The organism is Streptomyces sp. NPDC090499 (genome assembly GCF_044769305.1).
Taxonomy (GTDB): domain Bacteria; phylum Actinomycetota; class Actinomycetes; order Streptomycetales; family Streptomycetaceae; genus Streptomyces.
Genome location: NZ_JBIVXP010000017.1, coordinates 72,151 through 96,573, shown reverse-complemented (window position 1 = coordinate 96,573; position 24,423 = coordinate 72,151). Strand labels below are relative to the sequence as shown.

General features: G+C 71.3%; 18 protein-coding genes. 13 read left to right on the top strand and 5 right to left on the bottom strand.

Going from position 1 to position 24,423, the window contains the following annotated elements; all coding sequences use genetic code 11:
- Positions 1-102 precede the first annotated feature (102 nt).
- Together ACIQVL_RS40295 and ACIQVL_RS40290 are read left to right on the top strand one after the other, a co-directional pair.
- Complete coding sequence (locus ACIQVL_RS40295) at positions 103-894, top strand: GNAT family N-acetyltransferase (RefSeq protein WP_403477906.1); 792 nt, start codon at positions 103-105, stop codon at positions 892-894.
- Between the two features lie 212 nt (positions 895-1,106).
- Positions 1,107-3,083: an ATP-dependent DNA helicase gene (locus ACIQVL_RS40290; RefSeq protein ID WP_403477905.1), complete on the top strand. Its 1,977-nt coding sequence runs from the start codon at positions 1,107-1,109 to the stop codon at positions 3,081-3,083.
- A 319-nt stretch (positions 3,084-3,402) separates the two neighbouring features.
- Here the strand turns inward: ACIQVL_RS40290 and lexA are convergent, their stop codons facing one another.
- Complete coding sequence (lexA, locus tag ACIQVL_RS40285) at positions 3,403-4,182, bottom strand: transcriptional repressor LexA (protein ID WP_133028126.1); 780 nt, start codon at positions 4,180-4,182, stop codon at positions 3,403-3,405.
- A 503-nt stretch (positions 4,183-4,685) separates the two neighbouring features.
- Here lexA and nrdR point away from each other — a divergent pair.
- Both nrdR and ACIQVL_RS40275 read left to right on the top strand, forming a co-directional pair.
- Positions 4,686-5,237: a transcriptional regulator NrdR gene (gene nrdR / locus ACIQVL_RS40280; RefSeq protein ID WP_403477904.1), complete on the top strand. Its 552-nt coding sequence runs from the start codon at positions 4,686-4,688 to the stop codon at positions 5,235-5,237.
- 164 nt (positions 5,238-5,401) lie between these two features.
- A complete protein-coding gene (locus ACIQVL_RS40275; protein WP_403439300.1) occupies positions 5,402-8,296 on the top strand; it encodes a vitamin B12-dependent ribonucleotide reductase in 2,895 nt (964 codons plus the stop codon).
- An 89-nt stretch (positions 8,297-8,385) separates the two neighbouring features.
- On the opposite strand, the gene ACIQVL_RS40270 is transcribed toward ACIQVL_RS40275, so the two are convergent.
- Positions 8,386-8,919, bottom strand: a complete 534-nt coding sequence (locus ACIQVL_RS40270) for a TerD family protein (protein WP_403439298.1) — start codon at positions 8,917-8,919, stop codon at positions 8,386-8,388.
- 150 nt (positions 8,920-9,069) lie between these two features.
- Between ACIQVL_RS40270 and ACIQVL_RS40265 the strand changes: the two genes are divergently transcribed.
- The 3 genes from ACIQVL_RS40265 to ACIQVL_RS40255 all read left to right on the top strand — a co-directional run bounded on the left by ACIQVL_RS40265 (position 9,070) and on the right by ACIQVL_RS40255 (position 11,361).
- Positions 9,070-9,675 (top strand): YdbC family protein, encoded by a 606-nt coding sequence (locus ACIQVL_RS40265; protein ID WP_351713886.1) that lies wholly within the window; start codon positions 9,070-9,072, stop codon positions 9,673-9,675.
- An 86-nt stretch (positions 9,676-9,761) separates the two neighbouring features.
- Positions 9,762-10,421: a histidine phosphatase family protein gene (locus tag ACIQVL_RS40260; protein WP_362588407.1), complete on the top strand. Its 660-nt coding sequence runs from the start codon at positions 9,762-9,764 to the stop codon at positions 10,419-10,421.
- 10 nt (positions 10,422-10,431) lie between these two features.
- Positions 10,432-11,361: an ADP-ribosylglycohydrolase family protein gene (locus ACIQVL_RS40255; RefSeq protein WP_403477903.1), complete on the top strand. Its 930-nt coding sequence runs from the start codon at positions 10,432-10,434 to the stop codon at positions 11,359-11,361.
- A 576-nt stretch (positions 11,362-11,937) separates the two neighbouring features.
- Here ACIQVL_RS40255 and ACIQVL_RS40250 read toward each other — a convergent pair.
- The gene (locus tag ACIQVL_RS40250) at positions 11,938-13,485 is read right to left on the bottom strand and encodes an MFS transporter (protein WP_403439291.1); all 1,548 of its coding nucleotides are present in this window, start codon (positions 13,483-13,485) and stop codon (positions 11,938-11,940) included.
- A gap of 188 nt (positions 13,486-13,673) precedes the next feature.
- Here ACIQVL_RS40250 and ACIQVL_RS40245 point away from each other — a divergent pair, with 188 nt between their 5' ends.
- From ACIQVL_RS40245 to ACIQVL_RS40235, 3 genes are all read left to right on the top strand, one after another.
- The gene (locus ACIQVL_RS40245; RefSeq protein WP_403439289.1) at positions 13,674-14,297 is read left to right on the top strand and encodes a TetR/AcrR family transcriptional regulator; all 624 of its coding nucleotides are present in this window, start codon (positions 13,674-13,676) and stop codon (positions 14,295-14,297) included.
- 82 nt (positions 14,298-14,379) lie between these two features.
- The gene (locus tag ACIQVL_RS40240; RefSeq protein ID WP_403439287.1) at positions 14,380-15,081 is read left to right on the top strand and encodes a ribonuclease HII; all 702 of its coding nucleotides are present in this window, start codon (positions 14,380-14,382) and stop codon (positions 15,079-15,081) included.
- A gap of 68 nt (positions 15,082-15,149) precedes the next feature.
- Positions 15,150-15,776 carry a hypothetical protein gene (locus ACIQVL_RS40235; protein WP_403477902.1) on the top strand — a complete coding sequence of 209 codons (627 nt, stop codon included), beginning with the start codon at positions 15,150-15,152 and terminating at the stop codon, positions 15,774-15,776.
- A 302-nt stretch (positions 15,777-16,078) separates the two neighbouring features.
- Here ACIQVL_RS40235 and ACIQVL_RS40230 read toward each other — a convergent pair whose 3' ends face one another.
- Positions 16,079-16,699, bottom strand: a complete 621-nt coding sequence (locus tag ACIQVL_RS40230) for a hypothetical protein (protein WP_403439283.1) — start codon at positions 16,697-16,699, stop codon at positions 16,079-16,081.
- Between the two features lie 286 nt (positions 16,700-16,985).
- The gene (locus ACIQVL_RS40225) at positions 16,986-19,151 is read right to left on the bottom strand and encodes a RecQ family ATP-dependent DNA helicase (RefSeq protein WP_403477901.1); all 2,166 of its coding nucleotides are present in this window, start codon (positions 19,149-19,151) and stop codon (positions 16,986-16,988) included.
- A gap of 131 nt (positions 19,152-19,282) precedes the next feature.
- Here ACIQVL_RS40225 and ACIQVL_RS40220 point away from each other — a divergent pair, with 131 nt between their 5' ends.
- The 3 genes from ACIQVL_RS40220 to ACIQVL_RS40210 all read left to right on the top strand — a co-directional run bounded on the left by ACIQVL_RS40220 (position 19,283) and on the right by ACIQVL_RS40210 (position 24,392).
- A complete protein-coding gene (locus ACIQVL_RS40220) occupies positions 19,283-20,896 on the top strand; it encodes a DUF4192 domain-containing protein (protein WP_403477900.1) in 1,614 nt (537 codons plus the stop codon).
- A 426-nt stretch (positions 20,897-21,322) separates the two neighbouring features.
- Entirely contained in the window at positions 21,323-23,434 is a 2,112-nt protein-coding gene (locus tag ACIQVL_RS40215; RefSeq protein WP_403477899.1) for a glycogen debranching N-terminal domain-containing protein, read from the top strand.
- Between the two features lie 199 nt (positions 23,435-23,633).
- Positions 23,634-24,392, top strand: coding sequence for an NUDIX domain-containing protein (locus ACIQVL_RS40210; protein ID WP_093498678.1), 759 nt, complete (start codon positions 23,634-23,636; stop codon positions 24,390-24,392).
- Positions 24,393-24,423: the final 31 nt, after the last annotated feature.

The window sequence follows — 24,423 nt, the reverse complement described above, 5'->3', positions numbered from 1 at the left end:
CCGGATTCCATCCACCGCCCTTCATTCACCGCCCTTCATTCACCGTCTTTCATCCAGCAACCGAGGTACATGACCCACCTCGTCTCCTGAGAGGAGCGCACCATGCCTCCCACCGACGCGAGCGCCGACACAGGTGCCGTCCCGGTCCACCCCGGACACTCCGGGCCCTCCCACCACCTCGGCGGTCCCGGACCCGTCGACGACATCGGGGGCTGCGAGGACACCCTGGACCTCCGCCTGCCCGACGAATTCCTCACCCTCATCGCCGGGACGACACCCGACTCGCCCGGCTCGTACCGCCCCCCGGGCCCGCTCGACGTGCGCGACCTGCTCGACCAGGTCGGCACCTGGGGTCCCACCAAGACCCCCGTCGGTCTCTTCCACCTGCTGCCGGTCCACGTCGAACGCGACCTGCCGATCATCAGCGGCTGGATGAACGACCCCGGTGTGGCCGCGTTCTGGCAGCTGGCCGGCTCACGGGCGCAGACGGAGGACCATCTGCGGGCCCAGCTGGCGGGGGACGGGCGCAGCGTGCCATGCCTGGGCATGCTCGACGGCACCCCGATGAGCTACTGGGAGATCTACCGGGCCGACCTGGACCCACTCGCCCGCCACTATCCGGCCCGTCCGCACGACACCGGCGTCCATCTCCTCGTCGGCGAGGTCGCCGACCGGGGTCGGGGACTGGGGTCTGCCCTGCTCAGAGCCGTGGCCGACCTCGTACTCGACCATCGCCCCGCCTGTGCTCGCGTCGTGGCTGAACCCGACCTTCATAACACCCCCTCCGTGGCCGCCTTCCTCAACGCGGGCTTCCGCTACGCCTCCGAGGTCGACCTGCCTGCCAAACGGGCCGCCCTCATGATCCGGGACCGGTCCCTACGTCATCTGATGTAGCGCTGAGTGATTGCGTGTACACATGTAGTACGAAGCGGCGACCGATCGAGTTCCCGGCCGGCCGAGAGAATTCCGAAGAATTCCGAGCACCTCGGCCGCCGGCCCGCCCCTGCGCCTTGGCCTGCCGGTTCAGGAGCCCCGGGCCTGATCCCACCCCCCGTCCCCGCCTTGATCGCCCGGTTGTCAGTGCCGGGTCGTAGGGTGGTCGCGCTATGACGAAGCCCTCACTCCCCGAACTCCTGCATGCCGCTGTCACAGCTGTCGGCGGCACGGAGCGCCCCGGCCAGGTGACCATGGCCGAATCGGTCGCCGAAGCGATCGACGACGGATCCCATCTGCTGGTCCAGGCCGGCACCGGCACCGGAAAGTCGCTCGGCTATCTGGTGCCCGCGCTCGCGCACGGAGAGCGGGTGGTCGTCGCGACGGCGACCCTCGCGCTGCAGAGACAGCTCGTCGAGCGGGATCTGCCGCGCACCGTCGACGCCCTGCACCCGCTGCTGCGCAGGCGCCCGGAGTTCGCCATGCTCAAGGGCAGGTCGAACTATGTGTGCCTGCACCGGCTGCACGAGGGCATGCCGCAGGACGAGGAGGAGGGCCTCTTCGACCAGTTCGAGGCGGCCGCGCCCACCAGCAAGCTCGGGCAGGACCTGCTGCGCCTGCGTGACTGGGCCGACGAGACCGAGAACGGCGACCGCGACGACCTCACACCGGGTGTCTCCGACAAGGCCTGGGCGCAGGTCTCGGTCTCCTCCCGGGAGTGCCTCGGCGCGTCCAAGTGCGCCTACGGCGCCGAGTGCTTCGCCGAGATGGCCCGTGAGCGCGCGAAGCTCGCCGAGGTGGTCGTCACCAACCACGCCCTGCTCGCGATCGACGCCATCGAGGGCGCCCCGGTGCTCCCGCAGCACGAGGTGCTGATCGTGGACGAGGGGCACGAGCTGGTCTCCCGTGTCACCGGCGTCGCCACCGGTGAACTCACTCCGGGGCAGGTCAACCGTGCGGTCCGGCGTGCCGCCAAACTGGTCGACGAGAAGGCCGCCGACCAGCTCCAGTCCGCCGCCGAGGGCTTCGAGCGGCTGATGGAGCTGGCGCTGCCGGGCCGTCTGGAGGAGATCCCGGAGGATCTCGGGTACGCCCTGGCCGCGCTCCGGGACGCCGCCCGCACCGTGATCTCCGCGCTCGGCACCACCCGCGACAAGTCGGTCCAGGACGAGGACGCGGTCCGCAAGCAGGCGCTGGCCTCCGTGGAGACCGTGCACGACGTGGCGGAGCGGATCGTGAACGGCTCCGAGTGGGATGTCGTCTGGTACGAACGCCACGACCGCTTCGGCGCCTCCCTCCGCGTCGCCCCGATGTCGGTGTCCGGCCTGCTCCGGGAGAAGCTCTTCGCGGACCGCTCGGTCGTCCTCACCTCGGCGACCCTCAAGCTCGGCGGCGACTTCAATGGTGTCGGCGCCTCCCTGGGCCTCGCCCCGGAGGGCACCGAGGGCGAGGACCTCCCGCAGTGGAAGGGCCTCGACGTCGGCTCGCCCTTCGACTATCCGAAACAGGGCATCCTCTACGTCGCCAAGCATCTGTCGCGCCCCGCACGGGACGGCGACCGTGCCGACATGCTCGACGAACTGACCGAGCTGATCCAGGCCGCCGGCGGCCGTACCCTCGGCCTCTTCTCCTCGATGCGCGCCGCCCAGCAGGCCGCCGAGGAACTGCGCGTCCGGATCCCCGAGTTCCCGGTGCTGCTCCAGGGCGAGGAGACCCTCGGTGAGCTGATCAAGAACTTCGCCGCGGACCCCAGGACCTGCCTCTTCGGCACGTTGTCGCTCTGGCAGGGCGTCGACGTCCCCGGGCCCAGCTGCCAGCTGGTCGTCATGGACAAGATCCCGTTCCCACGCCCGGACGACCCGCTGATGAGCGCCCGGCAGAAGGCCGTCGAGGACGCCGGCGGGAACGGCTTCATGGCGGTCGCCGCCACGCACGCCGCGCTCCTCATGGCCCAGGGCGCCGGCCGGCTCGTACGCGCCTCGGGCGACCGCGGCGTGGTCGCCGTACTCGACCAGCGGCTGGCCACCGCGCGGTACGGCGGGTACCTCAAGTCCTCGCTGCCCGACTTCTGGTACACCACGGACCGTAACCAGGTCCGCAGGTCGCTGGCGGCGATCGACGCGGTGGCGCGGCAGGCGGAGGCGGAGTGATCGTGGGGTGGGCGGGCCCGCGCCCGGGCCGGCCCCCCCCCCCCCGCCGCCCGCCCGGGCCCCCGCGCCCCCCCGCGCCGCGCCCCCCCCCCGCCCCCNNNNACGTACGGGGGGGGGGGGGGGGGGGGGGGGGCGGGGGGGGGGGGGGGGGGGGGGGGGGGGGGGGGGGGGGGGGGGGCCCCCCCCCGGGCCCGCCCCCCCCACCCCACGATGGCAGGCAGGCGGTCGCCGGGATCCGGGCAGTGCAGGGCCCCGGAACCGGCGCAGGGGTCCCGGGGCCCGGTCGGAGGGCGGGCGGCATGACCGCCCGCCGCAGGCGTCACACGCGCCGCAGGACCGCCACGACCTTGCCCAGGATGGTCGCGTCGTCGCCGGGGATCGGCTCGTAGGCCGCGTTGTGGGGGAGGAGCCAGACGTGGCCGTCCTCGCGCTTGAAGCGCTTCACGGTGGCCTCGCCGTCGAGCATGGCGGCGACGATGTCGCCGTTCTCGGCGACCGGCTGGCGGCGGACGGTGACCCAGTCGCCGTCGCAGATCGCGGCTTCGATCATGGAGTCACCGACGACCTTGAGCACGAACAGCTCGCCGTCGCCGACCAGCTGCCGGGGGAGGGGGAAGACGTCCTCGACCGACTCCTCGGCGAGGATCGGCCCGCCTGCGGCGATCCGGCCGACCAGCGGGACGTACGACGCGGCGGGCTTGCCGGCGGTGTCCGTGGGCTGCACGGTCACGGCCTGGTCGGAGCCGCGCACCTCGTACGCGCGCGGGCGGTGCGGGTCGCGGCGCAGGAAGCCCTTGCGCTCCAGTGCCATCAGCTGGTGCGCCACCGAGGACGTGCTGGACAGGCCGACGGCCTGGCCGATCTCCCGCATCGACGGCGGGTAGCCCCGTCGCTGCACCGAGTCCCGGATCACCTCGATCACCCGGCGCTGCCGGTCGGTGAGGCCCGAGCTGTCCGCCCGGATGCCTGGAGGTCGGCCCGGCAGGGAACGCTTGTGTCCCTCGGGATTCACGGCTTCGTTCATGGCATGCACCGGGTCGAGTCGGCCCTGGGAGCGGTCCTGGGCGGTGATGGTGGCACTGTCTGCGGTCGTGGTCACGTCGGCCCCTCTCGATGGTCTCCCTGCTGGACAACGGTAGTTGCTTTCGAAAGGTTGCGCCAAACACACGTTCGAGTGAAAAAACGCGGTTCACCGTACGTGATCGCATGTCTGGGTGTATGGCTCACGCGATACCCGGCAGGCAAAAGGGCCCATTGTTGTACTCTTCACCGCCGGGGGACGGCCTTGTGGGTGTGCCCAGTCTGCCATCCGGACCGCCGCCGACCGGGATGTCCGTCCCCATCTGCGCCGGAGTCGCACGTGACCTCCGTGCGGCGCCCACGGTATCTCCGTATCCGCCGTAGCGGTACGTGTGCGACACGCGCAACCTGGCGATGTATCTGCCAATCACCACATCTAGTGGTTGGATTGCTACAGCTACCCACAAGTTGTGGTCCCCCGGGTCTCCGGTCTCTCTGAGATCGCCTATGCTTGGGGCTGCTTCGAGGGGCCCATGTGGCCCAGCGGGGCTATTGAGTCTGCTGTGAGGAGGGTTGGAGATCATGCACTGCCCCTTCTGCAGGCACCCCGACAGCCGTGTGGTCGACAGTCGTACGACCGACGACGGCACGTCGATCCGCAGGCGCCGCCAGTGTCCGGACTGCTCCCGTCGTTTCACGACCGTGGAGACGTGCTCGCTCATGGTGGTCAAGCGGTCCGGAGTCACCGAGCCGTTCAGTCGTACCAAGGTCATCAACGGCGTGCGCAAGGCATGCCAGGGGCGGCCTGTCACCGAGGACGCACTCGCCCAGCTCGGCCAGCGGGTCGAGGAGGCGGTGCGGGCCACCGGAAGCGCCGAGCTGACCACCCACGACGTGGGGCTGGCCATACTCGGCCCGTTGCAGGAGCTCGATCTGGTCGCCTACCTGCGATTCGCCTCCGTCTACCGGGCGTTCGACTCGCTCGAGGACTTCGAGGCCGCGATCGTGGAGCTCAGGCGGGCGGCCCAGGACCCCGTCGCGGACGACGAAGACGCGGGAGCGGGGGGCCAGGAGGACGATCACGGGCCGGGCGGGGGCGCACAGGTGCCCGCACCCGTTGCCGTCGCCGGCTGACGGGCGGACCGGAACCGGGCGGAGGGCCCGGATCCGGTTGTCGGACGGCGATCCAGGACTTGTCGCGAGTGGCGGCTGAGGGCACTCGCGACACGAAAACAGAACAGTGTGTCACGGGAACATCGTGGCATTTCAGGGCGTTTTAGCCCGTACAGGGAGGCGGCATGACAGAGACGGCGAGCGGTCCGGCACGGAGTTCCCGCGCGAAGGGCACCAAGGCCACCAAGGGACTGCGTATCGAGCGCATCCACACCACCCCCGGCGTACACCCGTACGACGAGGTGAGCTGGGAGCGCCGTGACGTCGTCATGACCAACTGGCGCGACGGCTCGGTCAACTTCGAGCAGCGTGGCGTCGAGTTCCCCGACTTCTGGTCGGTGAACGCGGTCAACATCGTCACCAGCAAGTACTTCCGTGGTGCCGTCGGCACCCCGCAGCGCGAGACCGGTCTCAGGCAGCTGATCGACCGCATCGTGAAGACGTACCGGAAGGCCGGTGAGGACCACAAGTACTTCGCCTCGCCCGCCGACGCCGAGATCTTCGAGCACGAGCTGGCGTACGCCCTCCTGCACCAGATCTTCAGCTTCAACAGCCCCGTGTGGTTCAACGTGGGCACCCCGCAGCCCCAGCAGGTCTCCGCCTGCTTCATCCTGTCCGTCGACGACTCCATGGAGTCGATCCTCGACTGGTACAAGGAAGAGGGCATGATCTTCAAGGGCGGTTCCGGCGCCGGCCTGAACCTGTCCCGCATCCGCTCCTCCAAGGAGCTGCTCTCCTCCGGCGGCAACGCCTCGGGTCCGGTTTCCTTCATGCGCGGTGCCGACGCCTCCGCGGGCACCATCAAGTCCGGCGGTGCCACCCGCCGCGCCGCCAAGATGGTCATCCTCGACGTCGACCACCCCGACATCGAGGACTTCATCGAGACCAAGGTCAAGGAGGAGGAGAAGATCCGCGCCCTCCGTGACGCGGGCTTCGACATGGACCTGGGCGGCGACGACATCACGTCCGTCCAGTACCAGAACGCCAACAACTCGGTCCGCGTGAACGACGAGTTCATGAAGGCGGTCGAGCAGGGCGGCCAGTTCGGGCTGCGCGCCCGGATGACCGGTGAGGTCATCGAGGAGGTCGGGGCCAAGTCCCTCTTCCGCAAGATGGCCGAGGCCGCCTGGGCCTGCGCCGACCCGGGCATCCAGTACGACGACACGATCAACCACTGGCACACCTGCCCGGAGTCCGGCCGGATCAACGGCTCGAACCCCTGCAGCGAGTACATGCACCTGGACAACACGTCCTGCAACCTCGCCTCGCTGAACCTGATGAAGTTCCTGAAGGACGACGGCAAGGGCAGCCAGTCCTTCGACGTCGAGCGCTTCGCGAAGGTCGTCGAGCTCGTCATCACCGCGATGGACATCTCCATCTGCTTCGCGGACTTCCCGACCCAGAAGATCGGCGAGAACACCCGCGCCTTCCGCCAGCTCGGCATCGGCTACGCCAACCTCGGCGCCCTGCTGATGGCGACCGGCCACGCCTACGACTCCGACGGCGGCCGTGCCCTCGCCGGTGCCATCACCTCCCTGATGACCGGCACCGCCTACCGGCGCTCCGCCGAACTCGCCGCGGTCGTCGGCCCGTACGACGGTTACGCCCGCAACGCCGACGCCCACAACCGCGTCATGAAGCAGCACGCCGACGCCAACACCGTCGCCGTCCGCATGGACGACCTGGACACCCCGGTCTGGGCCGCCGCCACGGAGGCCTGGCAGGACGTGGTCCGCCTCGGTGAGAAGAACGGTTTCCGTAACTCCCAGGCGTCCGTCCTCGCCCCGACCGGCACCATCGGACTGGCCATGTCCTGCGACACCACCGGCGTCGAGCCCGACCTCGCCCTGGTGAAGTTCAAGAAGCTGGTCGGCGGCGGCTCGATGCAGATCGTCAACGGCACGGTCCCGCAGGCCCTGCGCCGCCTGGGCTACCAGGAGGAGCAGATCGAGGCGATCGTCGCCCACATCGCCGAGAACGGCAACGTGATCGACGCTCCCGGCCTCAAGCAGGAGCACTACGAGGTCTTCGACTGCGCCATGGGCGAGCGTGCCATCTCCCCGATGGGCCACGTCCGCATGATGGCCGCGATCCAGCCGTGGATCTCCGGCGCCATCTCCAAGACGGTCAACATGCCGGAGACGGCGACTGTCGAGGAGGTCGAGGAGATCTACTTCGAGGCCTGGAAGCTCGGCGTCAAGGCGCTCGCGATCTACCGCGACAACTGCAAGGTCGGCCAGCCGCTCTCCGCCAAGACCAAGGAGAAGGAGAAGGAGGAGGTCGCCGCGAAGACCGAGGCGACCATCCGCGAGACGGTCGAGAAGGTCATCGAGTACCGCCCGGTCCGCAAGCGCCTCCCGAAGGGTCGTCCCGGCATCACCACGTCCTTCACCGTCGGTGGCGCCGAGGGCTACATGACGGCCAACTCGTACCCGGACGACGGCCTGGGCGAGGTCTTCCTGAAGATGTCCAAGCAGGGCTCGACCCTCGCGGGCATGATGGACGCCTTCTCCATCGCGGTCTCCGTCGGTCTCCAGTACGGCGTGCCGCTGGAGACGTACGTCTCGAAGTTCACCAACATGCGCTTCGAGCCGGCCGGCATGACGGACGACCCGGACGTGCGGATGGCGCAGTCGATCGTCGACTACATCTTCCGCCGCCTGGCGCTGGACTTCCTGCCGTTCGAGACGCGCTCCGCGCTCGGCATCCACTCCGCCGAGGAGCGCCAGCGGCACCTGGAGACCGGTTCGTACGAGCCGTCCATGGACGATGACGACGTCGATGTCGAGGGCCTGGCCCAGTCGGCGCCGCGCGCCCAGGAGCTGAAGGCCGTCGCCGCGCCGAAGATCGAGGTGGCCAAGCCCGCCCCGAAGCAGGCGCACACCAGTGCCGAACTGGTGGAGATGCAGCTGGGCATCCAGGCCGACGCCCCGCTCTGCTTCTCCTGCGGTACGAAGATGCAGCGGGCCGGTTCCTGCTACATCTGCGAGGGCTGCGGCTCGACCAGCGGCTGCAGCTGACGAGTCGCCAGTGACGTGAGGTAAGGGGCGCCGGCCATGGCCGGCGCCCCTTACCGTTCGCCCGTCACGGGCGGGCGGTCGTCCCCGTGTCAGGGACGGCCGAGTCCGCCCATCTCCCGGCTGAAGACCACCGGGTCGTCCTCGAACCCGTGCAGCCCGGGCCGGAAACCCCAGTCGCCGGATCCGTCCCGCACGAACTCCGCGACGGTGGCCGCCGTCGCTCCGAGGACCGAGCCGAAGTCGTCCTCGGCCAGCACGTTGTAGCCCTCCCGGACACGGACGGCCGGATTCAGGACGTTCACGAACGTCCGGTGCGTGGAGCGCTGCTGGATGACGACTCCGACGACGACGCGCGCGTACCGGCTGTCCAGCCGGTCCAGTTCGAGCGTCATCACCTCGTCCCAGCCGAAGCCCTTGCCGTCCTGGCTGTCCCGGTTGAGGAAAATCGTGCCGTCGGGCGAACGGCTGTCGAAGTGCACCAGATAGGCCGGAGTTCCGTACGGGTCGGCCGTCGTGAACGTCCCGGCGACGACGTCGAGATCGGTGGGCGGCTGCCCGGAAGGGCTGGGATCCCACTTCACCGCTACCTCGACCTTGCGGAGCGCCTTGCTGAAACCGCTCACCACGCGTCCCCTTCCCCCTAGAGGTCACTACCCCAACTGATGGTTTGCCAAGGCTCTTTGTCCATCGTGCCACGCGCGCGGGGGCGCATGCGCGGGTGATCTCAGCCGGAGCGTGACCGACGCCACGCTCCATGGCCTTACGATGGCGCGGTGCTGGTCAAGTGGATTCGCTGCACCGTGGTTGACCGCCGGGGCTTCGAGCGGGGGCAGCGGAAATGGGCGGGGCTTCCGGGGGAGCCGGGATTTCGGGGACAGGGCGGGGGCTGGAGTCGTCAGCGGCCTGGAGTGGCGCACATCTTCGCCTTCTGGGAGAGCCGTGCCTTCTACGACTCCTTCATGGCGCGTTCGCACGACCGTCTGGCCGCGTCCCAGTCCGGTACGTACAAGGATCAGCAGGTCAAGCTGTTCGAGTACCGGTTCGACGTGAAGACCGGTTTCGAGCCCCGCTTCACGGACAGCGACCTGGTCCGGGTGGCTCTCTGCCGGGTGCACGAGGAGCGTGTCGAGCACTTCACGCTGATGCAGGAGAAGGTCTGGAACCCGGCGATGGCAGGTTCGCCCGGCATGATCCGCGGCATGTTCGCGGAGGCGCCGGAGAACGAGTTCATGATCCTCTCGATGTGGCGGTCGGCCGCCGAGCACGGCAAGTACCGCACCGAACGAGTGGAGCGGCTGGCACTGCGGGCCCAGACGGAGGCCGACATCGCGGCCCTCACGGGTGACATCGTGGAGCTCGAGCCGAGCTGGATCGTTTGATTATCCAACCCTTGATTTGTGTGACCTGCGCTGTATGAGGCCCATTCGAGTGCTCGATTTTTCGTCACTCGATCTAGGGTTTTGGCATGGCACGACCACGGCGCATCGTCCTTGTCCGGCACGGCGAGTCAACCGGCAATGTCGACGACTCCGTGTACGAGCGGGAACCCGACCACGCACTGGCCCTCACCGAGCGGGGCTGGCGGCAGGCCGAAGAGACCGGAAAGCGCGTCCGGGAGATCTTCGGCCAGGAGCGCGTCAGCGTGTACGTCTCTCCCTACCGGCGTACGCACGACACCCTCCGCGCCTTCCACCTCGACCCGGATCTCATACGCGTGCGCGAGGAGCCCCGGCTGCGTGAGCAGGACTGGGGAAACTGGCAGGACCGCGACGACGTACGGCTGCAGAAGACGTACCGGGACGCCTACGGGCACTTCTTCTTCCGCTTCCCGCAGGGTGAGTCGGGGGCCGACGTGTACGACCGCGTGGGCGGCTTCCTGGAGAGCCTGTTCCGCAGCTTCGAGGCGCCCGACCACCCGCCCAACGTGCTCCTGGTGACCCACGGCCTGGCGATGCGGCTGTTCTGCATGCGCTGGTTCCACTGGACGGTCGCGGAGTTCGAGTCGCTCTCCAACCCCGGGAACGCCGAGATGCGGATGCTCGTTCTCGGAGACGACGGCAAGTACACGCTCAACCAGCCCTTCGACCGCTGGCGGGACCCGGAACCCCACTGGATGAGCGGCTAGGCTGGCCGCAATGACCTCCTCCTCTGACTCCCCGATCCCGGGGCGCCTGGAGCGCGCCCTGGCCAGCCTGCGCGGACTCGCTGTCGGCGACGCGCTGGGCTCGCAGTTCTTCGTGCCGGTGAACTACCCGCTGCTGAAGCGGCGGGAGCTGCCGCCGGCTCCCTGGCAGTGGACCGACGACACCGAGATGGCCTGCTCCGTCGTCGCCGTCCTGGCTGCCCACCACCGCGTCGACCAGGACGCGCTGGCCCACTCCTTCGCCGCGCACCACGACTTCGACCGGGGCTACGGCCCCGCCGTCAACCGCCTGCTGCGCCTCGTCCGGGAGGGCGGCGACTGGCGCGAGCTGGCCGCCGGGCTCTTCGACGGGCGCGGATCCTGGGGCAATGGCGCGGCCATGCGGATCGCCCCTCTGGGCGCCTGGTACGCGGACGATCCCGAGCAGGCCACGCACCAGGCCGAGATCTCCGCCTACCCCACCCACCAGCACCGGGAGGCCGTGGCCGGCGCCATGGCCGTGGCGGCCGCAGCGGCGCTGGCAGCCGCGCCCGGCGGCCCACCGAGCCCCGAGGCACTTCTCGACGGGGTCGGCGCCCTGGTCCCCAAGAGCGCCGTCGGCCAGGGCCTGCGACGCGCCCGCGACATGCTCGACTACGCCGACGCGGGCACCGTCGCGGCCGTCCTGGGCTGCGGACGCCGTACGTCCGCCCATGACACCGTCCCCTTCGCCCTCTGGTCGGCGGCTCGCGCCCTCGGCGACTACGAGACGGCGTTCTGGGCGACCGCCCAGGTGGGCGGCGACGTGGACACCACCTGCGCCATCGTGGGCGGCGTACTCGCGGGCGCCAGGGCGGGAGCGCCGCCGGCCGCATGGTCGGAGCGAACAGAGGCGTTGCCGGAATGGGTGCCGACGGGGGCGGGGAGCGGCGTCGACGGGTGACCGGCTGAGGCCGGGCGCGGACCGTGCGCGGTGACGACGCGGTTCGGCGCCCCTTCGGAGCCGGCCCGTGTCAGGAGTCGCCGGGGCGCGCCGCGCCGGAGGCGTCGGAGATGTGCGGCGAGGCCGGGCACCGGTGGGTTCCCTGCCCGAGGACCGTCGAAGCGCGTCATGGCGGAGCCTCGGCGGTCCGAGGCCGGGCCCGCGGCCTCGACAGCTGCGGCCCCGAAGTTGCGGCCCCGACGGGTGCGGTCCCGACGACCGAGGCCCCGACGGCTGCGGTCCGAGTCCAGTCCTGCGGTCCGCACCGAAAACTCTCCGTACCCGACGGGAACTCTGCGTGACCGGCGGGCGTTTTTCCGGCAGCCGCCCCACTCGGCGCATGTGCCGGGAGGCGGGCGGGAGGCCTGTTGCGGGGAGGTGTCGGTGGTGTGGGTCGGGTGGGCTCTTTCGGTGGTGTGCGCCGTGTTGATGATCGCGGCGCCGACGGCCGGGATGCGGACGGCCGGACCTCGGCCCCTGCCGTCCGTTCCCCGGCGGAGGTCCGGCCGTCCGCGGCTCCGTGCGGACCCGGTGAGGTCAGCCCATCCCCGGACCGGCCGTGCCGGCGAGCGCTTCGAGGTCGCTCTTGCGGACCTTGATCACCAGCCAGGCGGTGAGCAGCCCGATCCCGGCCATGACGGCGGCGGGGACGAACGCGGTCGAGATGCCGTGCGCGAGCACCTCGCTCCCCCACGGTGCCGGCAGCTGATGGGTCTTCGCGAACTCCGCCTTCTGCTCCGGCGAACCACCGGCGAGGAACTTCGGCAGCTGCTTCTTCGCCTCGTCCTTGCTGGCCGAGCCGAACACCGTGGTCAGGATGGACAGCCCCAGCGAACCGCCCACCTGCTGCATGGCGTTGAGCAGCCCGGAGGCCGCTCCGGCCTCGTGCTGCGCGACACCGGAGACCGCGGTGACGGTCGCTGTCACGAAGTTCAGCCCCATGCCGAAGCCGAAGACCAGCATCGGCCCGAGGATTCCGCCGAGATAGGAGCTGTCGGGCTTGATGAAGGTCTGCCAGGTGAGTCCGACGACCACGAGCGCCGAACCGGTCATCATGAACGGCTTCGGGCCCAGGACAGGCAGGAACCGCTGCGAGAGTCCGGCGCCGACGGCGATGGCCGCCGTCACGGGCAGGAAGGCCAGACCGGCCCTGATCGGGCTGTAACCGAGCACGTTCTGCACGAACAGCACGATGTAGAAGAACATGCCGAACATCGCGGCGGCGAGGCTGAGCATGATCACGTAGGTGCCGGAGCGGTTGCGGTCGGCGAACATCCGCAGCGGGGTGATGGGTTCCTTCGCCCGGGTCTCGATGAGGACGAAGGCCAGCAGCAGGACCACTGCGGCGGCGAACGACCCGAGTGTCAGACTGTCGCGCCAGCCGTCCTCCGAGGCCCGGATGAAGCCGTAGACCAGGGAGGCCATGCCGAGGGTGGAGGTCAGCGCCCCCACGATGTCGAAGCGTCCGGGGTGCCGCTGGGACTCGTTGATGTACTGCGGGGTGAGGACGGCGATCAGCAGCCCGATCGGTACGTTGACGAAGAGCACCCAGCGCCAGTCGAGCCAGTCGGTGAGCATGCCGCCGGCCAGCAGACCGATGGCTCCGCCGCCTGCGGAGACGGCGGCGAACACACCGAACGCCCGGTTCCGTTCGGGACCTTCGGGAAACGTCGTGGTGATCAGCGCCAGCGAGGTCGGCGACGCGATCGCGCCACCGACACCCTGGAGGGCGCGGGCCGCCAGGAGCTGCCAGGGTTCCTGGGCGAGACCGCCGAGGAGCGAGGCGAAGGTGAACAGCAGGATGCCGGTCATGAACACCCGGCGCCGGCCGAGGATGTCGCCGGCCCGCGCGCCGAGGAGCAGCAGGCCGCCGAAGGTGAGCGTGTAGGCGCTGACCACCCACGTGAGGTCCGTGGTGCTGAACTTGAGCGCCTCTTGAATGTGCGGGAGCGCGATGTTCACAATCGTCGCGTCGAGTACCACCATGAGCTGGCAGGCCGCAATCACGGTGAGCGCGATGCCGGGGCGCCCCTGCCGGCGGGCCGCACCCGGTTTCTGGTCCGGTATCAGTTGAGAGGTTGTCACTATGGATCCCCCACGAAGGTGTTAGTGAACGCCAGCGTTCACTGTCGCGTCAACGGTAGTGAGTCCTCAGTAGAGAACGCAAGCGTTCACTTAATCGCGCGTCGTGTGCCGCGTCCCCCCTTGCCGTCGCGCGCCGCGTCCCCCGCTCCGGAATTCCCGCTTCCCCTCGCTCGCTGGAGAAACATCAGATGGTTACCTCGCGCTGGACTGCCGCCGCTCCCCAGGCGGCCTCCCCTCGTCGGCGCGGTGCGGTCCTCGAACGCGCGATCCTGGACGCCGCCCTGGAGCAGCTCAGCACGGTGGGCTGGAACGGCCTGACCATGGAGGGCGTCGCCGCCGGCGCCCAGACCGGGAAGGCTGCGGTCTACCGTCGCTGGTCCTCCAAGGAGGAGCTGGTCGCCGACGCACTGCAGGCCGGCCTGCCACGTCTGGAGGAGGCTCCCGACCTCGGGAGCGTGCGCGAGGATCTGTTGGCCCTGTGCCGTCAGGCCCGGGACGCGATGTTCTCGCGCCCCGGCTTCGCGCTGCGGTCTGTGATTCACGAATGCGATCCACTCCAGGTCGAGCGGTTCCATGGTGTGATCTTCGACGGGGTGGTGGGGCCGACGATCCAGCTGATCGGCGACGTCATCACCCGTGGCATTGAGCGGGGAGAGGTGCGTGCCGACGCTGCCAACGGCTATGTCCTGGACGCCATTCCGGCGATGATGATGTATCGCAACAAGATTTCCGGAAGCGAATGGAGCGATCAGGAAGTCGAGGAAATGATCGACCGTTTCATGCTTCCGCTGCTGCTGTCGCACGGAGCGTGAGCCGCGGCTTCGGCGGTCCCCGGCACGGCCGGGGTGGCCGGGGTGTCGCTCGGGGATCAGCGCGGCGTACGCTAAGGGCGCCATGCCGTACGAACCGCCTACTCACACCGTCGAGCGCTCCCTTCGCGCCACGACCGGAGCCAAGGTCATTGCCGGTGTCGACGAGGTGGGGCGCGGCGCCTGGGCCGGGCCCGTCACCGTCTGTGCCGCGGTCACCGGCCTTCGCCGGCCGCCCGACGGCCTCACCGACTCCAAGCTGCTGACCGTCAAGCGGCGTACGGAACTTGCCGAGGTGCTGCGGGGGTGGGTCACGGCCTACGCCCTGGGGCACGCCTCGCCGGAGGAGATCGACGGCCTCGGGATGACAGCCGCACTGCGACTCGCGGCGGTCCGGGCCCTGGAGACCTTGCCGGTCCGTCCCGAGGCGGTCATCCTCGACGGGAAGCACGACTACCTCGGTACTCCGTGGCGGGTGCGCACGGTCATCAAGGGTGACCGATCGTGTGTGGCCGTGGCCGCCGCCTCGGTGATCGCCAAAGTTCAGCGCGACAAAATGATGGCCGAACTGGGTATCGACCATGCAGACTTCGGATTTGCGGACAATGCCGGGTACCCGTCGCCCGTGCACAAGGCCGCACTGGAGGAGCGGGGCCCCACCCCGTACCACCGGTTGTCGTGGGCGTATCTTGATGCGCTGCCCCAGTGGCGGCACCTCAAGAAGGTCCGCAGCTGGGCGGAGGGAAGCGTTCCGGAGATCGAGGGTCAGCTCGGCTTCGATTTCTGACGTTCCGGTCGCACAGATGTGCCACCCGGTTCACGTGACCTGCACCAACGTTTGATAAATATCAGCTCATGCCTCTCATTCCCGAGGAGCCTCAGATTCACGAGAGTGCCCAGGGTCCCCGCGCCACGCCGGCCACTGGCCGTACCGCGCCGACCCCTCGTCCCGTACCCGGCCCCCGCCCCGTGGCCCCGTCGCGTCCCGGTCGTCCCGGCCCTCTGCGGCCCGCGCCGCCGGTGCAGCGCACGCCGCGTGACGCGGCCAAGCCAGGCCAGTCCGGCCCGGCCGTCCCCGCCGCAGCAGCGGCGGCCCCGCAGATCCAGCTGATCCCGGCCGCGGTCGAGAGCGCTCTCGACAAGGCCGAGGAAGCAGTGGACCTGCTCCTCGAATCGGGTCGTGCCCCCGGCGACGTGCTGGTGATCACCACCGGCGCGCAGCATCCGTGGGCCGACCACGAGCTGTCCTTCGGCGAAGCCTCCTACTGGGCGCAGCACGACGCGGGCGACGACGTCTTCTACGCGGACGCCGCCGTCGCCTCCCGTGCCGTGACCCGCGCCGTGGTCGTCGTCGCCGTCAACGGCGGCCCCGACACCGCCGCCGCCACCGTGCTGCCGCTTGCCCTCTCCCGGGCCGGTGCCCTGCTGATCGTCTGCGGCGACCCGCAGCGCATCAACTCGGTGCTGGGCGCAGGCGTCTGAGCTCCCTCCGGCATCTCCGGTGACTCCGGAGGTACCGAAGGGACCGCGGCGGTGAAGCGCACAGCGATGCCTTCGGCATGCCCCGGCAAGGGGCGGTGTCGCTGCCCGTTGCGGCGGTGGCCGTCGGGCGGGTGGAGGATCCGGCACGCGGGCATCGGGCCGGATCCCCCGGATGACCGGACGGCGGAACGTCCGCTCCGGCGCGGAGTTCGGCGTGACCGCCGGGCACTCCGTAGGGCGGCTTCAGGACGTCGTACCCGGCGGGACGTGCCGGGGCTGCGCTCCCTCGCGGGGGCCGCGGTTCAGCGGGCCGCCGCGCGGCGCAGCACCTCGGAGACGGCGCCGCCGGTACGCGGCGACAGGGGCGGAGCCTCGGACAGGGCGAAGGGTTCGGGAGGCGAGTCGGCGTTGGGACGCCGGCCGCCACGACCCTCGCCGAGCACCTGCCAGCCGTCGTGCGTCAGCGTGATGTACGCCCCGCAGCGCAGCCCGTGGAGAGTACACGCGTCCCGCAGTCCCCACATCCAGGCACCGTCCTCCTCCGTCCAACGCGCGTCCCCCTCGCGGCAGTAGAGCAGTACGGCGGTCCGCACCGGGGTGCGGCGGCGCAGGTCGTGCGGGATGACCCGGCGCAACTGGGCCAGCAGCGAGTTGCGGAACATCCAGCCGTCGGCCGGGGCCGAGCGACGGCCGAAGGAGGCGCTGGCGCACAGCCGCTCCTCCGGATCGAGAACAGCGACCACCGCGGTGCCCGGGCGCGGGCGATGCCGGGTGTGCAGGCCGCTCACGACCTCACGGGGGTTGCGCAGCAGCGGTATTCCGGCGTCGGCCCACTCCGCGGGCTCAAGCAGGCGACTGGCGGACACGGCGGACGCGGACGGCGACAACGATGCCGCCGAGGACGGAGCGAATCCGAAGGTCACGTTCCTCCCTTCGGCTACGCGCCCACACTGCGGGCGAGATCGGATTCGGGGCCGCGCGCACCGCAGCAAAGCCCAACCGGATCACGGACGAGCCGTGCGGGGAGCGGACCTCAATTCTTGCTGTCGAACTTGGATGCGGCAACGAGCAAATGGGGCCACCGACTGTTATCTGGGGGTGCGTGGCTTATATCCCTACCCGTTGAGGTCCCGGGCGACCCCCGGGACGTTCGAGCACGGCACGTTCGTGCGCCGCACTCGGCCCAGGATTCGAACAGCAGCGGGCTGGTCAGCCCTGCACGGCGAGGACCAGCGGCAACACCCCCCGCACCCCGGACCTGCGGAGCAGGCGCGCCGCCACCGCCAGGGTCCAGCCGGTCTCGGTGAAGTCGTCCACCAGCAGGACCGGTCCCCGGACCTCGGCGAGGGCGGTGGCGAGGCCGGGCGGCACGGTCAGTGCACCGTCGAGGGCCTTCAGACGCTGGGCACTGTTGCTGCGTGAGACCCGAGACGCCTCGCCCGCGTACTCCACGGAACCCAGCAGGGGCAGCCTGCCGACCTCCGCGATGCGCGCACCCAGGGAGTGGACCAGCCGGGGCCTGGAACGCGAGGCGACGGTGACGACACCCGCCGGCCGCGGCTGCGGGTCGGCCGCGCCCGGGGCCCAGCCGCCCGGTCCCTTCGCCCAGTCGGCCAGCACGTCCACCACGGCACGGGCGACATCGTCCGGCACCGGCGCGTCCGGAGCCTGGGGAGCGAGCAGCGGTCGTAGCCGATTGCCCCAGCCGATGTCCGACAACCGTCCCAAGGCCCGTCCCGCCGATGCCTGTTCACCGGCCGGAATGCGCCCCTTGAGATCGATGCCGATCGCCGGCAGCCCGGTCGGCCACATCCGGCGGGGCTCCACCTCGACGCCCGCGCGGCCCAGGTCGACCCGCGCGGCGTCCAGCGCGGCCGAGGTGGTGTCGGCCGCAAAGCGGGGCCGCGCGCAGTTGTCGCAGCGGCCACAGGGTTTCGCGCCCTCGTCGTCCAGTTGGCGCTGCAGAAACTCCATCCGGCACTCCGGCGTGGCCGCGTACTCGCGCATCGCCTGCTGCTCGGCCTCGCGCTGCCTGGCCACCCAGGCGTACCGGTCGGCGTCGTATGTCCACGGCTGCCCGGTCGCGACCCAGCCGCCCTTGACCCGCCTGACCGCGCCGTCCACGTCGAGGACCTTCAGCATGGACTCCAGCCGGGAGCGGCGCAGCTCCACCAGGGGCTCCAGCGCGGGCAGCGACACGGGGCCGCCGGCCCGGGAGAGGACGTCCAGGGTACGGCGCACCAGTTCCTCCGACGGGAAGGCGAGCGAGGCGAAGTAGTCCCAGATGGCCTCGTCCTCCCTGCCCGGCAGCAGCAGCACCTCGGCGTGCTCGACACCGCGGCCCGCACGGCCCACCTGCTGGTAGTAGGCGATGGGGGAGGAGGGCGAGCCGAGGTGCACCACGAACCCGAGGTCGGGCTTGTCGAAGCCCATACCCAGCGCGGAGGTGGCGATCAGTGCCTTGACCCGGTTCCCGAGCAGGTCGTCCTCGGCCTGCTGCCGGTCGGCGTTCTCCGTCTTCCCCGTGTACGACGCCACGGGATACCCGCGCTGCCGGAGGAACGCGGTGACCTCCTCGGCGGCAGCCACGGTGAGCGTGTAGACGATGCCGGAACCAGGCAGCTCGTCCAGGTGGTCCGCGAGCCAGGCCATCCGGTGCGCGGCGTCCGGCAGTCGCAGCACGTTCAGGCTGAGGCTCTCCCGGTCCAGCGGGCCGCGCAGCACGAGCGCGTCCGAGGTGGCGCCGGTGCCGAGCTGCTCGGCCACGTCGGCGGTCACGCGCGCGTTGGCCGTGGCGGTGGTCGCCAGCACCGGCACGCCCGGCGGCAGATCGGCCAGCATGGTGCGCAGCCGCCGGTAGTCGGGTCGGAAGTCGTGGCCCCAGTCGGAGATGCAGTGGGCCTCGTCCACCACGAGCAGGCCGGTCGCCGCGGCGAGCCTGGGCAGGACCTGGTCGCGGAAATCGGGGTTGTTGAGCCGCTCCGGGGACACGAGGAGGACATCGACCTCGCCGGCCGTGATCTCCGCCTGGATCGACTCCCATTCCTCCGTGTTGGAGGAGTTGATGGTGCGGGCGTGGATGCCGGCCCGGGCCGCGGCCTCCACCTGGTTGCGCATGAGCGCGAGCAGCGGGGAGACGATCACGGTCGGTCCCGCACCGGAGGCTCTCAGCAGCGAGGTCGCCACGAAGTACACCGCGGACTTGCCCCAGCCCGTGCGCTGGACGACCAGGGCCCGGCGCCGGTCCGCGACCAGCGCCTCGATCGCCCGCCACTGGTCCTCGCGCAGCCGGGCGGCGCCCGTGCCGTCTCCGACGAGACGGGCGAGGACGGCGTCCGCCCGGGTCCGCAGTTCCGCGTTGCTCGTGTGCTCCATGCGTCCCATACAACAGGACGGGAGCGACAGCCGGGCGGGCCTGTGGATACCGGAGACGGCTTTGTCGTGTCCCTGATTTGACTTATCCACAGGCCAAACCGGAATCACGGGATCCGCGAGATCGTCTGCGCATGACGAATCACAGCGAAACCACCGGACCATCCGAAAACGGTGACATCACCCGAGGCGCGGTCCCGCTCGGGCCGTCCGCCCACGACACCCAGGTCACCCTGCGCACCCCGGCCGAACTGGCCGACGCGCTGCCCTACCTGCTCGGGTACCGCCCCGAGGACAGCATGGTGCTGGTGGCCCTCCACGACCGGGCCGGTCGCGGCCGCTTCGGCGGACGCGCGCGGCTCGGTATCCCCGCCCACAAGGACGACTGGGAGTCGGCCGCACGCCAGCTCGCACAGGGGCTGGTGACCGGCGGCGCGCGCCGGGGTGCCCGGCCCGAGCAGATGGTCGCCTACGTCTGCCAGGAACCGGCGCCCGGCGAATCGGGCCGGGACGTGATGCGCCGGCTCGCGCCGCTGACCCAGCTGCTGCGGGTCGAGTGCGGTCGGCTCGACGTGCCCGTGATCGAGGCACTCTGCGTCTCGGACGGCCGCTTCTGGTCGTACTGCTGCCCGACCGACGCATGCTGTCCGCCCGAGGGCGCCCCCATGGGCCTGCCCGGCACCTCGGTGCTCGCGGCCGCCGCCACCTACGCCGGGATCCAGGTCCGCGGCAGTCTCCGCGAACTGCGGGCCAGGCTGCTGCCCTGGGAGACCGGCGCCGTGCTCGAGCAGGAGATCGCCCTGGACGGCGCCGGCATGGCACTGGTGCCCCGCATCCTCGACGACGTGTTCCGGGCGGACGTGGCCGAGCAGACCCTCGCCCTCGCCGGGCGGGTCATCGACCGGTACGCCGCAGCCGCGCCCGTGTCCGGCACCCACCAGGAGGATGTCCGCGACGACACCCTGCTCTCCCACAGCGAGGCCGCGACGCTGATTCTCGGGCTGCAGGACCGTACGACCCGCGACCGCGCGGCTGCCTGGATGGAGGGTGACGAGGCGGGACCTGCCCTGCGACTGTGGCGAGCCCTGGCCCGCCGCTGCGTCGGCCCGTACGGCGAACACGCTGCCGCTCCCCTCACGCTGGCCGGCTGGGTCGCCTGGTCGACCGGCGACGACCTGGAGGCACGGGAGGCCTTCGCGATGGCCCTGGGCGCGGACCCCGACTACCTCTTCGCCAAGCTGCTCCACCAGGCCTGCAACGAGGGCATCGACCCGGAGTCGATCCGCCGCTGCCTGCGCACGGAGCGCACGGAACCCTCGAAACCCACAGAGCGCGTGGGACTGGAGCCCACGGAGCCCACGCAGTACATGGAACGCACGGAACCCACGGACCGCGTCGGCCGCGTGCCGTGGGACGACACCGCAGCGGACGACACCGCAGCGGACGGCACCGCATCGGTCGGCGACGCCGGTCCGCATCACCACGACGGCAGCGACTCGTCCACCGCCGGATCCGGCACCCGGCGCGGCCGCCCGCCACGCACCGGAGACACCGCCGACCACCGACGGTCGCGGCCGGCCGGAGCCCGGCCGCGGCAGGTGCGCTCGGCGCGCACTCGTCCGGGCGACGGCGGGCCGGGCCGCACGCGCACGCGTGCCGCGGAGAAGGCGGAGCGGACTGAGACCGGCGGCCGGGCCGCACAGGAGGGTGGCCGACCCGGGACCGGCCGCAACGAGAGGGACGAATGAACAGCGAGGGAGGCCGAACGAACAGCGAGGGGTGACGAACGAACATCGAGAGGGGCCGAACCGACGAGGGTCGGTTGTGGGCGGCAGCAGGCCGGATCCGGGCCTGTGATGTCGGCAACTGGTCCCGCGGATCCCCGCCGCAGGGGCGCGGCACCGTGGCCCCCCCCCGCTCCGGCAGACGCCGCATCGGCCCGCCGGACCCAGCATGCGTGCGGCTCGGGGCGCAGGCCGTCCGGAGTGAACGACGCGGCACCGTACGCACATCCGATCGGCTTCGGTAGCCGGAGGCGTGACCAGGAGGAGTCCGTCTCCGTTCACCTGAGTGGCGGAACGCCTGGACGGGCCGTGCCGCCGTCCGTCCCTCCGGAGCCCGCCGTCCGGCGCCCGGCACAGCACGGGCGCACCGCGCACGGAAGAAGCCTCCTCATGCATCAGCCGACCCCGCCCTCCACTGCCACCGACAACCGCCGCCTGCGGGACGGGCCGACCTGGCCGCCGCCGGCGGACGGCAGCCTCGGCCCCGCACAGCCGCGCGACCGAGCACCCCGGCCCACCCCCGCCCGCCCGGTTCCACGGGGCCCGGGGCGCGTCGACGGCCTGCCGCCCACGCACACCGCCCTGATCTGCGTCGCGTTGCCCGGCCTCGCCATCTCCGCGGAACACGGTCAGCTGACCGGCCAGGGGCTGGAAGGGTTCTACCGCGCGGGCCGGCGGCTGCTCGCGCGCTGCCAGGTCCGTGTCGCAGGCCGTGAACCGCTCGCCGTGCAGGCCCGGATGACGGGAGCCGACTCCGCGCGCTTCGTCGGCACGCTCCGGGCCTCCCCGGCGGCGGGACCGGATCCGGACGTCGTCGTGGAACGGATCCGGCACGCCGACGGCACGGAGCGCATCATCCTGCGCAACTGCGCACCCCACCCCCTCCGCCTGCCTCTGGAGGCGGCCCTGGGCACGGATCTGGCAGACCTGAGCGCCATCGCCTCCGGCGTCCCGGGACCCGAGCTCCGGGCCAGTGTCCACGACTCCGGCCTCCGCTGGACCACCGCCACCGGCAACGCCTCGGTCACGGCGGACCCGCCACCGTCCGACGCGTTGGCCTCGGCGGGACTGCTGCGCTGGGAGTTCGAGCTGCCGCCGGGTGGCACGACGAGCGTGGAGCTACGGGTGCGCCCGGATGGCGCGAGCCCCCTGCGCGCCGTGGGACGTGCCGCGACCAGCCCGCTGGCACCGGCCAGAGCGACGGGCGACGACCCGAGGGCCACCGTCTTGCTGAGGGCGAGCATCGACGACCTCCAGGCGCTGCTGCTCCGCGACCCCGCGCATCCCTCCGACAGCTATCTCGCCGCCGGGGCGCCCTGGCGCTGTGGTCTGGCACCGGCCGAGGCGCTCGCCGCCGCCCGGATGACCCTGCCCCTGGGCACCCGCCTCGCCGCCGGCACACTGCGCACCCTGGCCCGCACCCAGCTCCGCGGTCCGGGGCCGCGGACCGGCATGATCCCCGGCCCGCTCCGCGACGCCGGAGCGCACCTGCCACCGGGCTGCACGGGGACGGAGGCCACCCTGCTCTTTCCCGTCCTGCTGTCGGAGGCCCGCCGCTGGGGGCTCCCGGAACAGGAGACGCGGGAACTGCTGCCCGCCGCTGAGCGCTGCCTGACCTGGCTGCGCACCACGGTGGGCGACCGGACATACCTCTGCGACCCGCATCCCGGCGGTCCCACGCGTGGCGAGACCCAGGCCCACGCCCACCGGGCCGCCCTGCTCGGTGCCGACCTCCTCGACGCCTGCGGGCGGCCGGGAGGCGCCGGGCTGCGGCAGTGGGCTGCCGAGCTGAGGAAGGCGTTCCGCACGGACTTCTGGGTCGATGACCGGGGCGGCGGCCGTCCTGCGGCGGCCCTCACCCCGGACGGCCGCCCCCTGACCCACCTCGGCTCCACCGCCGTGCACCTTCTCGACACCGGCCTGCTCGGTGCCGGTGAACTCGCCGTCGGCCTGCTCGACAAGGTGCAGACCGGGCAGCTCGCCCGGCTGCTCGGCGGGCCGGCCATGGACTCGGGGTGGGGACTGCGCGGCCTGGGCGCAAAGGAGGCAGGACACAGCCCGTTCGGACACCGCTCCGGCGCCGTCCGGGTCCAGGAGACGGCACTCGCCGTCGCCGGGCTGGCCGCCGCGGGCTACGAGAAGGAGTCGGGCGGGCTGTTGCAGGGCCTGCTCGCGGCGGCCGAGCACTTCGGTCACCGGCTGCCGGAGATGTTCGCCGGAGAACAGCGCTGCGAGGGAAGCGCTCCCCTTCCGCATCCCGCGGCCTGCCGCCCGGCGGCCACTGCTGCCGCAGCCGGGGTCCTGCTCCTCACCACCCTCGCCGGTATCCGCCCCGACGCCCCGGCAGGCACCGTCACCCTCCGCCCGATCCACAGCGCGCCCCTGGGCGAGCTCGGCCTGACCGGGCTGCGAGTGGCCGGTGTTCCCTTCTCGGTGCGGGTCAGCCGACTCGGTCTGGCCATGGTCGAGGAGGCCGCCGACGGCCTGCAGCTGGGGGTGTGAGCCCCTACCCGGAGAAACGAGCCCCTACGGCGTCATGGCCGCGGCGAAAGGACGACCGAGTGGAGAACACATGCCGGAAGGAGCGGAGGCGCGTACTGGAGGCGCATACCGGAGGCGGATACCGGAGCGAAGTGGATCAGCCGTCGGAGTGAGTACCGAAGGGAGTGTTTATCGTCAGGCAGACGACTATGATCACCGCATGCCCTACGACCCGTCAGCCTTTCCGCCGTTCGCCGTCACCGTGGACCTGGTCGTGCTGACCGTTCGCCGACATGCCCTGTGCGCGTTGGCGGTACGCAGGGGCGAGTCGCCGTTCCAGGGGCGCTGGGCGCTGCCGGGCGGCTTCGTGAGGGCCGACGAGGACCTGTCGCAGGCGGCGGCGCGCGAACTCGCGGAGGAGACGGGGCTGCGGGCTCACGACCCCGACGCCCCCGCGCAGGAGGGCGGGGCCCACCTGGAGCAGCTGGCGACCTACGGCGACCCCAAGCGCGACCCGCGGATGCGTGTGGTCAGTGTCGCCCACCTCGCCCTCGCCCCCGACCTCCCCGCACCGCGCGCGGGCGGCGACGCCAGCAACGCTCGCTGGGCGCCGGTGGAGGAACTGCTCGCGCAGGGCGGCTACGGCCGGGACGGCGAGCCCGTCGCGCCGCTCGCCTTCGACCACGCCCAGATCCTGTCCGACGGGGTGGAACGGGCCCGGTCCAAGATCGAGTACTCGTCCCTGGCCACCGCGTTCTGCCCGCCCGAGTTCACGGTCGGCGAGCTGCGCCGGGTCTACGAGGCGGTGTGGGGGGTGGCACTGGACCCGCGGAACTTCCACCGCAAGGTGACCGGAACCCCCGGCTTCCTCGTCCCCACCGGCGGTACGACCACCCGTCAGGGCGGTCGTCCGGCCCAGCTTTTCCGGGCCGGCGGGGCCACTCTGCTCAACCCGCCGATGCTTCGGCCCGAGGTGTGACCGTCCGACAGCGCGAACTTGGGCGGGGTTA

Bases quoted from the DNA above. Each gene is read 5' to 3' on its own strand.
- ACIQVL_RS40295 (WP_403477906.1), top strand. From the start codon at position 103: ATGCCTCCCACCGACGCGAGCGCCGACACAGGTGCCGTCCCGGTCCAC.
- ACIQVL_RS40290 (WP_403477905.1), top strand. From the start codon at position 1,107: ATGACGAAGCCCTCACTCCCCGAACTCCTGCATGCCGCTGTCACAGCT.
- nrdR (WP_403477904.1), top strand. From the start codon at position 4,686: ATGCACTGCCCCTTCTGCAGGCACCCCGACAGCCGTGTGGTCGACAGT.
- ACIQVL_RS40275 (WP_403439300.1), top strand. From the start codon at position 5,402: ATGACAGAGACGGCGAGCGGTCCGGCACGGAGTTCCCGCGCGAAGGGC.
- ACIQVL_RS40260 (WP_362588407.1), top strand. From the start codon at position 9,762: ATGGCACGACCACGGCGCATCGTCCTTGTCCGGCACGGCGAGTCAACC.
- ACIQVL_RS40255 (WP_403477903.1), top strand. From the start codon at position 10,432: ATGACCTCCTCCTCTGACTCCCCGATCCCGGGGCGCCTGGAGCGCGCC.
- ACIQVL_RS40245 (WP_403439289.1), top strand. From the start codon at position 13,674: ATGGTTACCTCGCGCTGGACTGCCGCCGCTCCCCAGGCGGCCTCCCCT.
- ACIQVL_RS40240 (WP_403439287.1), top strand. From the start codon at position 14,380: ATGCCGTACGAACCGCCTACTCACACCGTCGAGCGCTCCCTTCGCGCC.
- ACIQVL_RS40235 (WP_403477902.1), top strand. From the start codon at position 15,150: ATGCCTCTCATTCCCGAGGAGCCTCAGATTCACGAGAGTGCCCAGGGT.
- ACIQVL_RS40225 (WP_403477901.1), bottom strand. From the start codon at position 19,151: ATGGAGCACACGAGCAACGCGGAACTGCGGACCCGGGCGGACGCCGTC.
- ACIQVL_RS40220 (WP_403477900.1), top strand. From the start codon at position 19,283: ATGACGAATCACAGCGAAACCACCGGACCATCCGAAAACGGTGACATC.
- ACIQVL_RS40215 (WP_403477899.1), top strand. From the start codon at position 21,323: ATGCATCAGCCGACCCCGCCCTCCACTGCCACCGACAACCGCCGCCTG.
- ACIQVL_RS40210 (WP_093498678.1), top strand. From the start codon at position 23,634: ATGCCCTACGACCCGTCAGCCTTTCCGCCGTTCGCCGTCACCGTGGAC.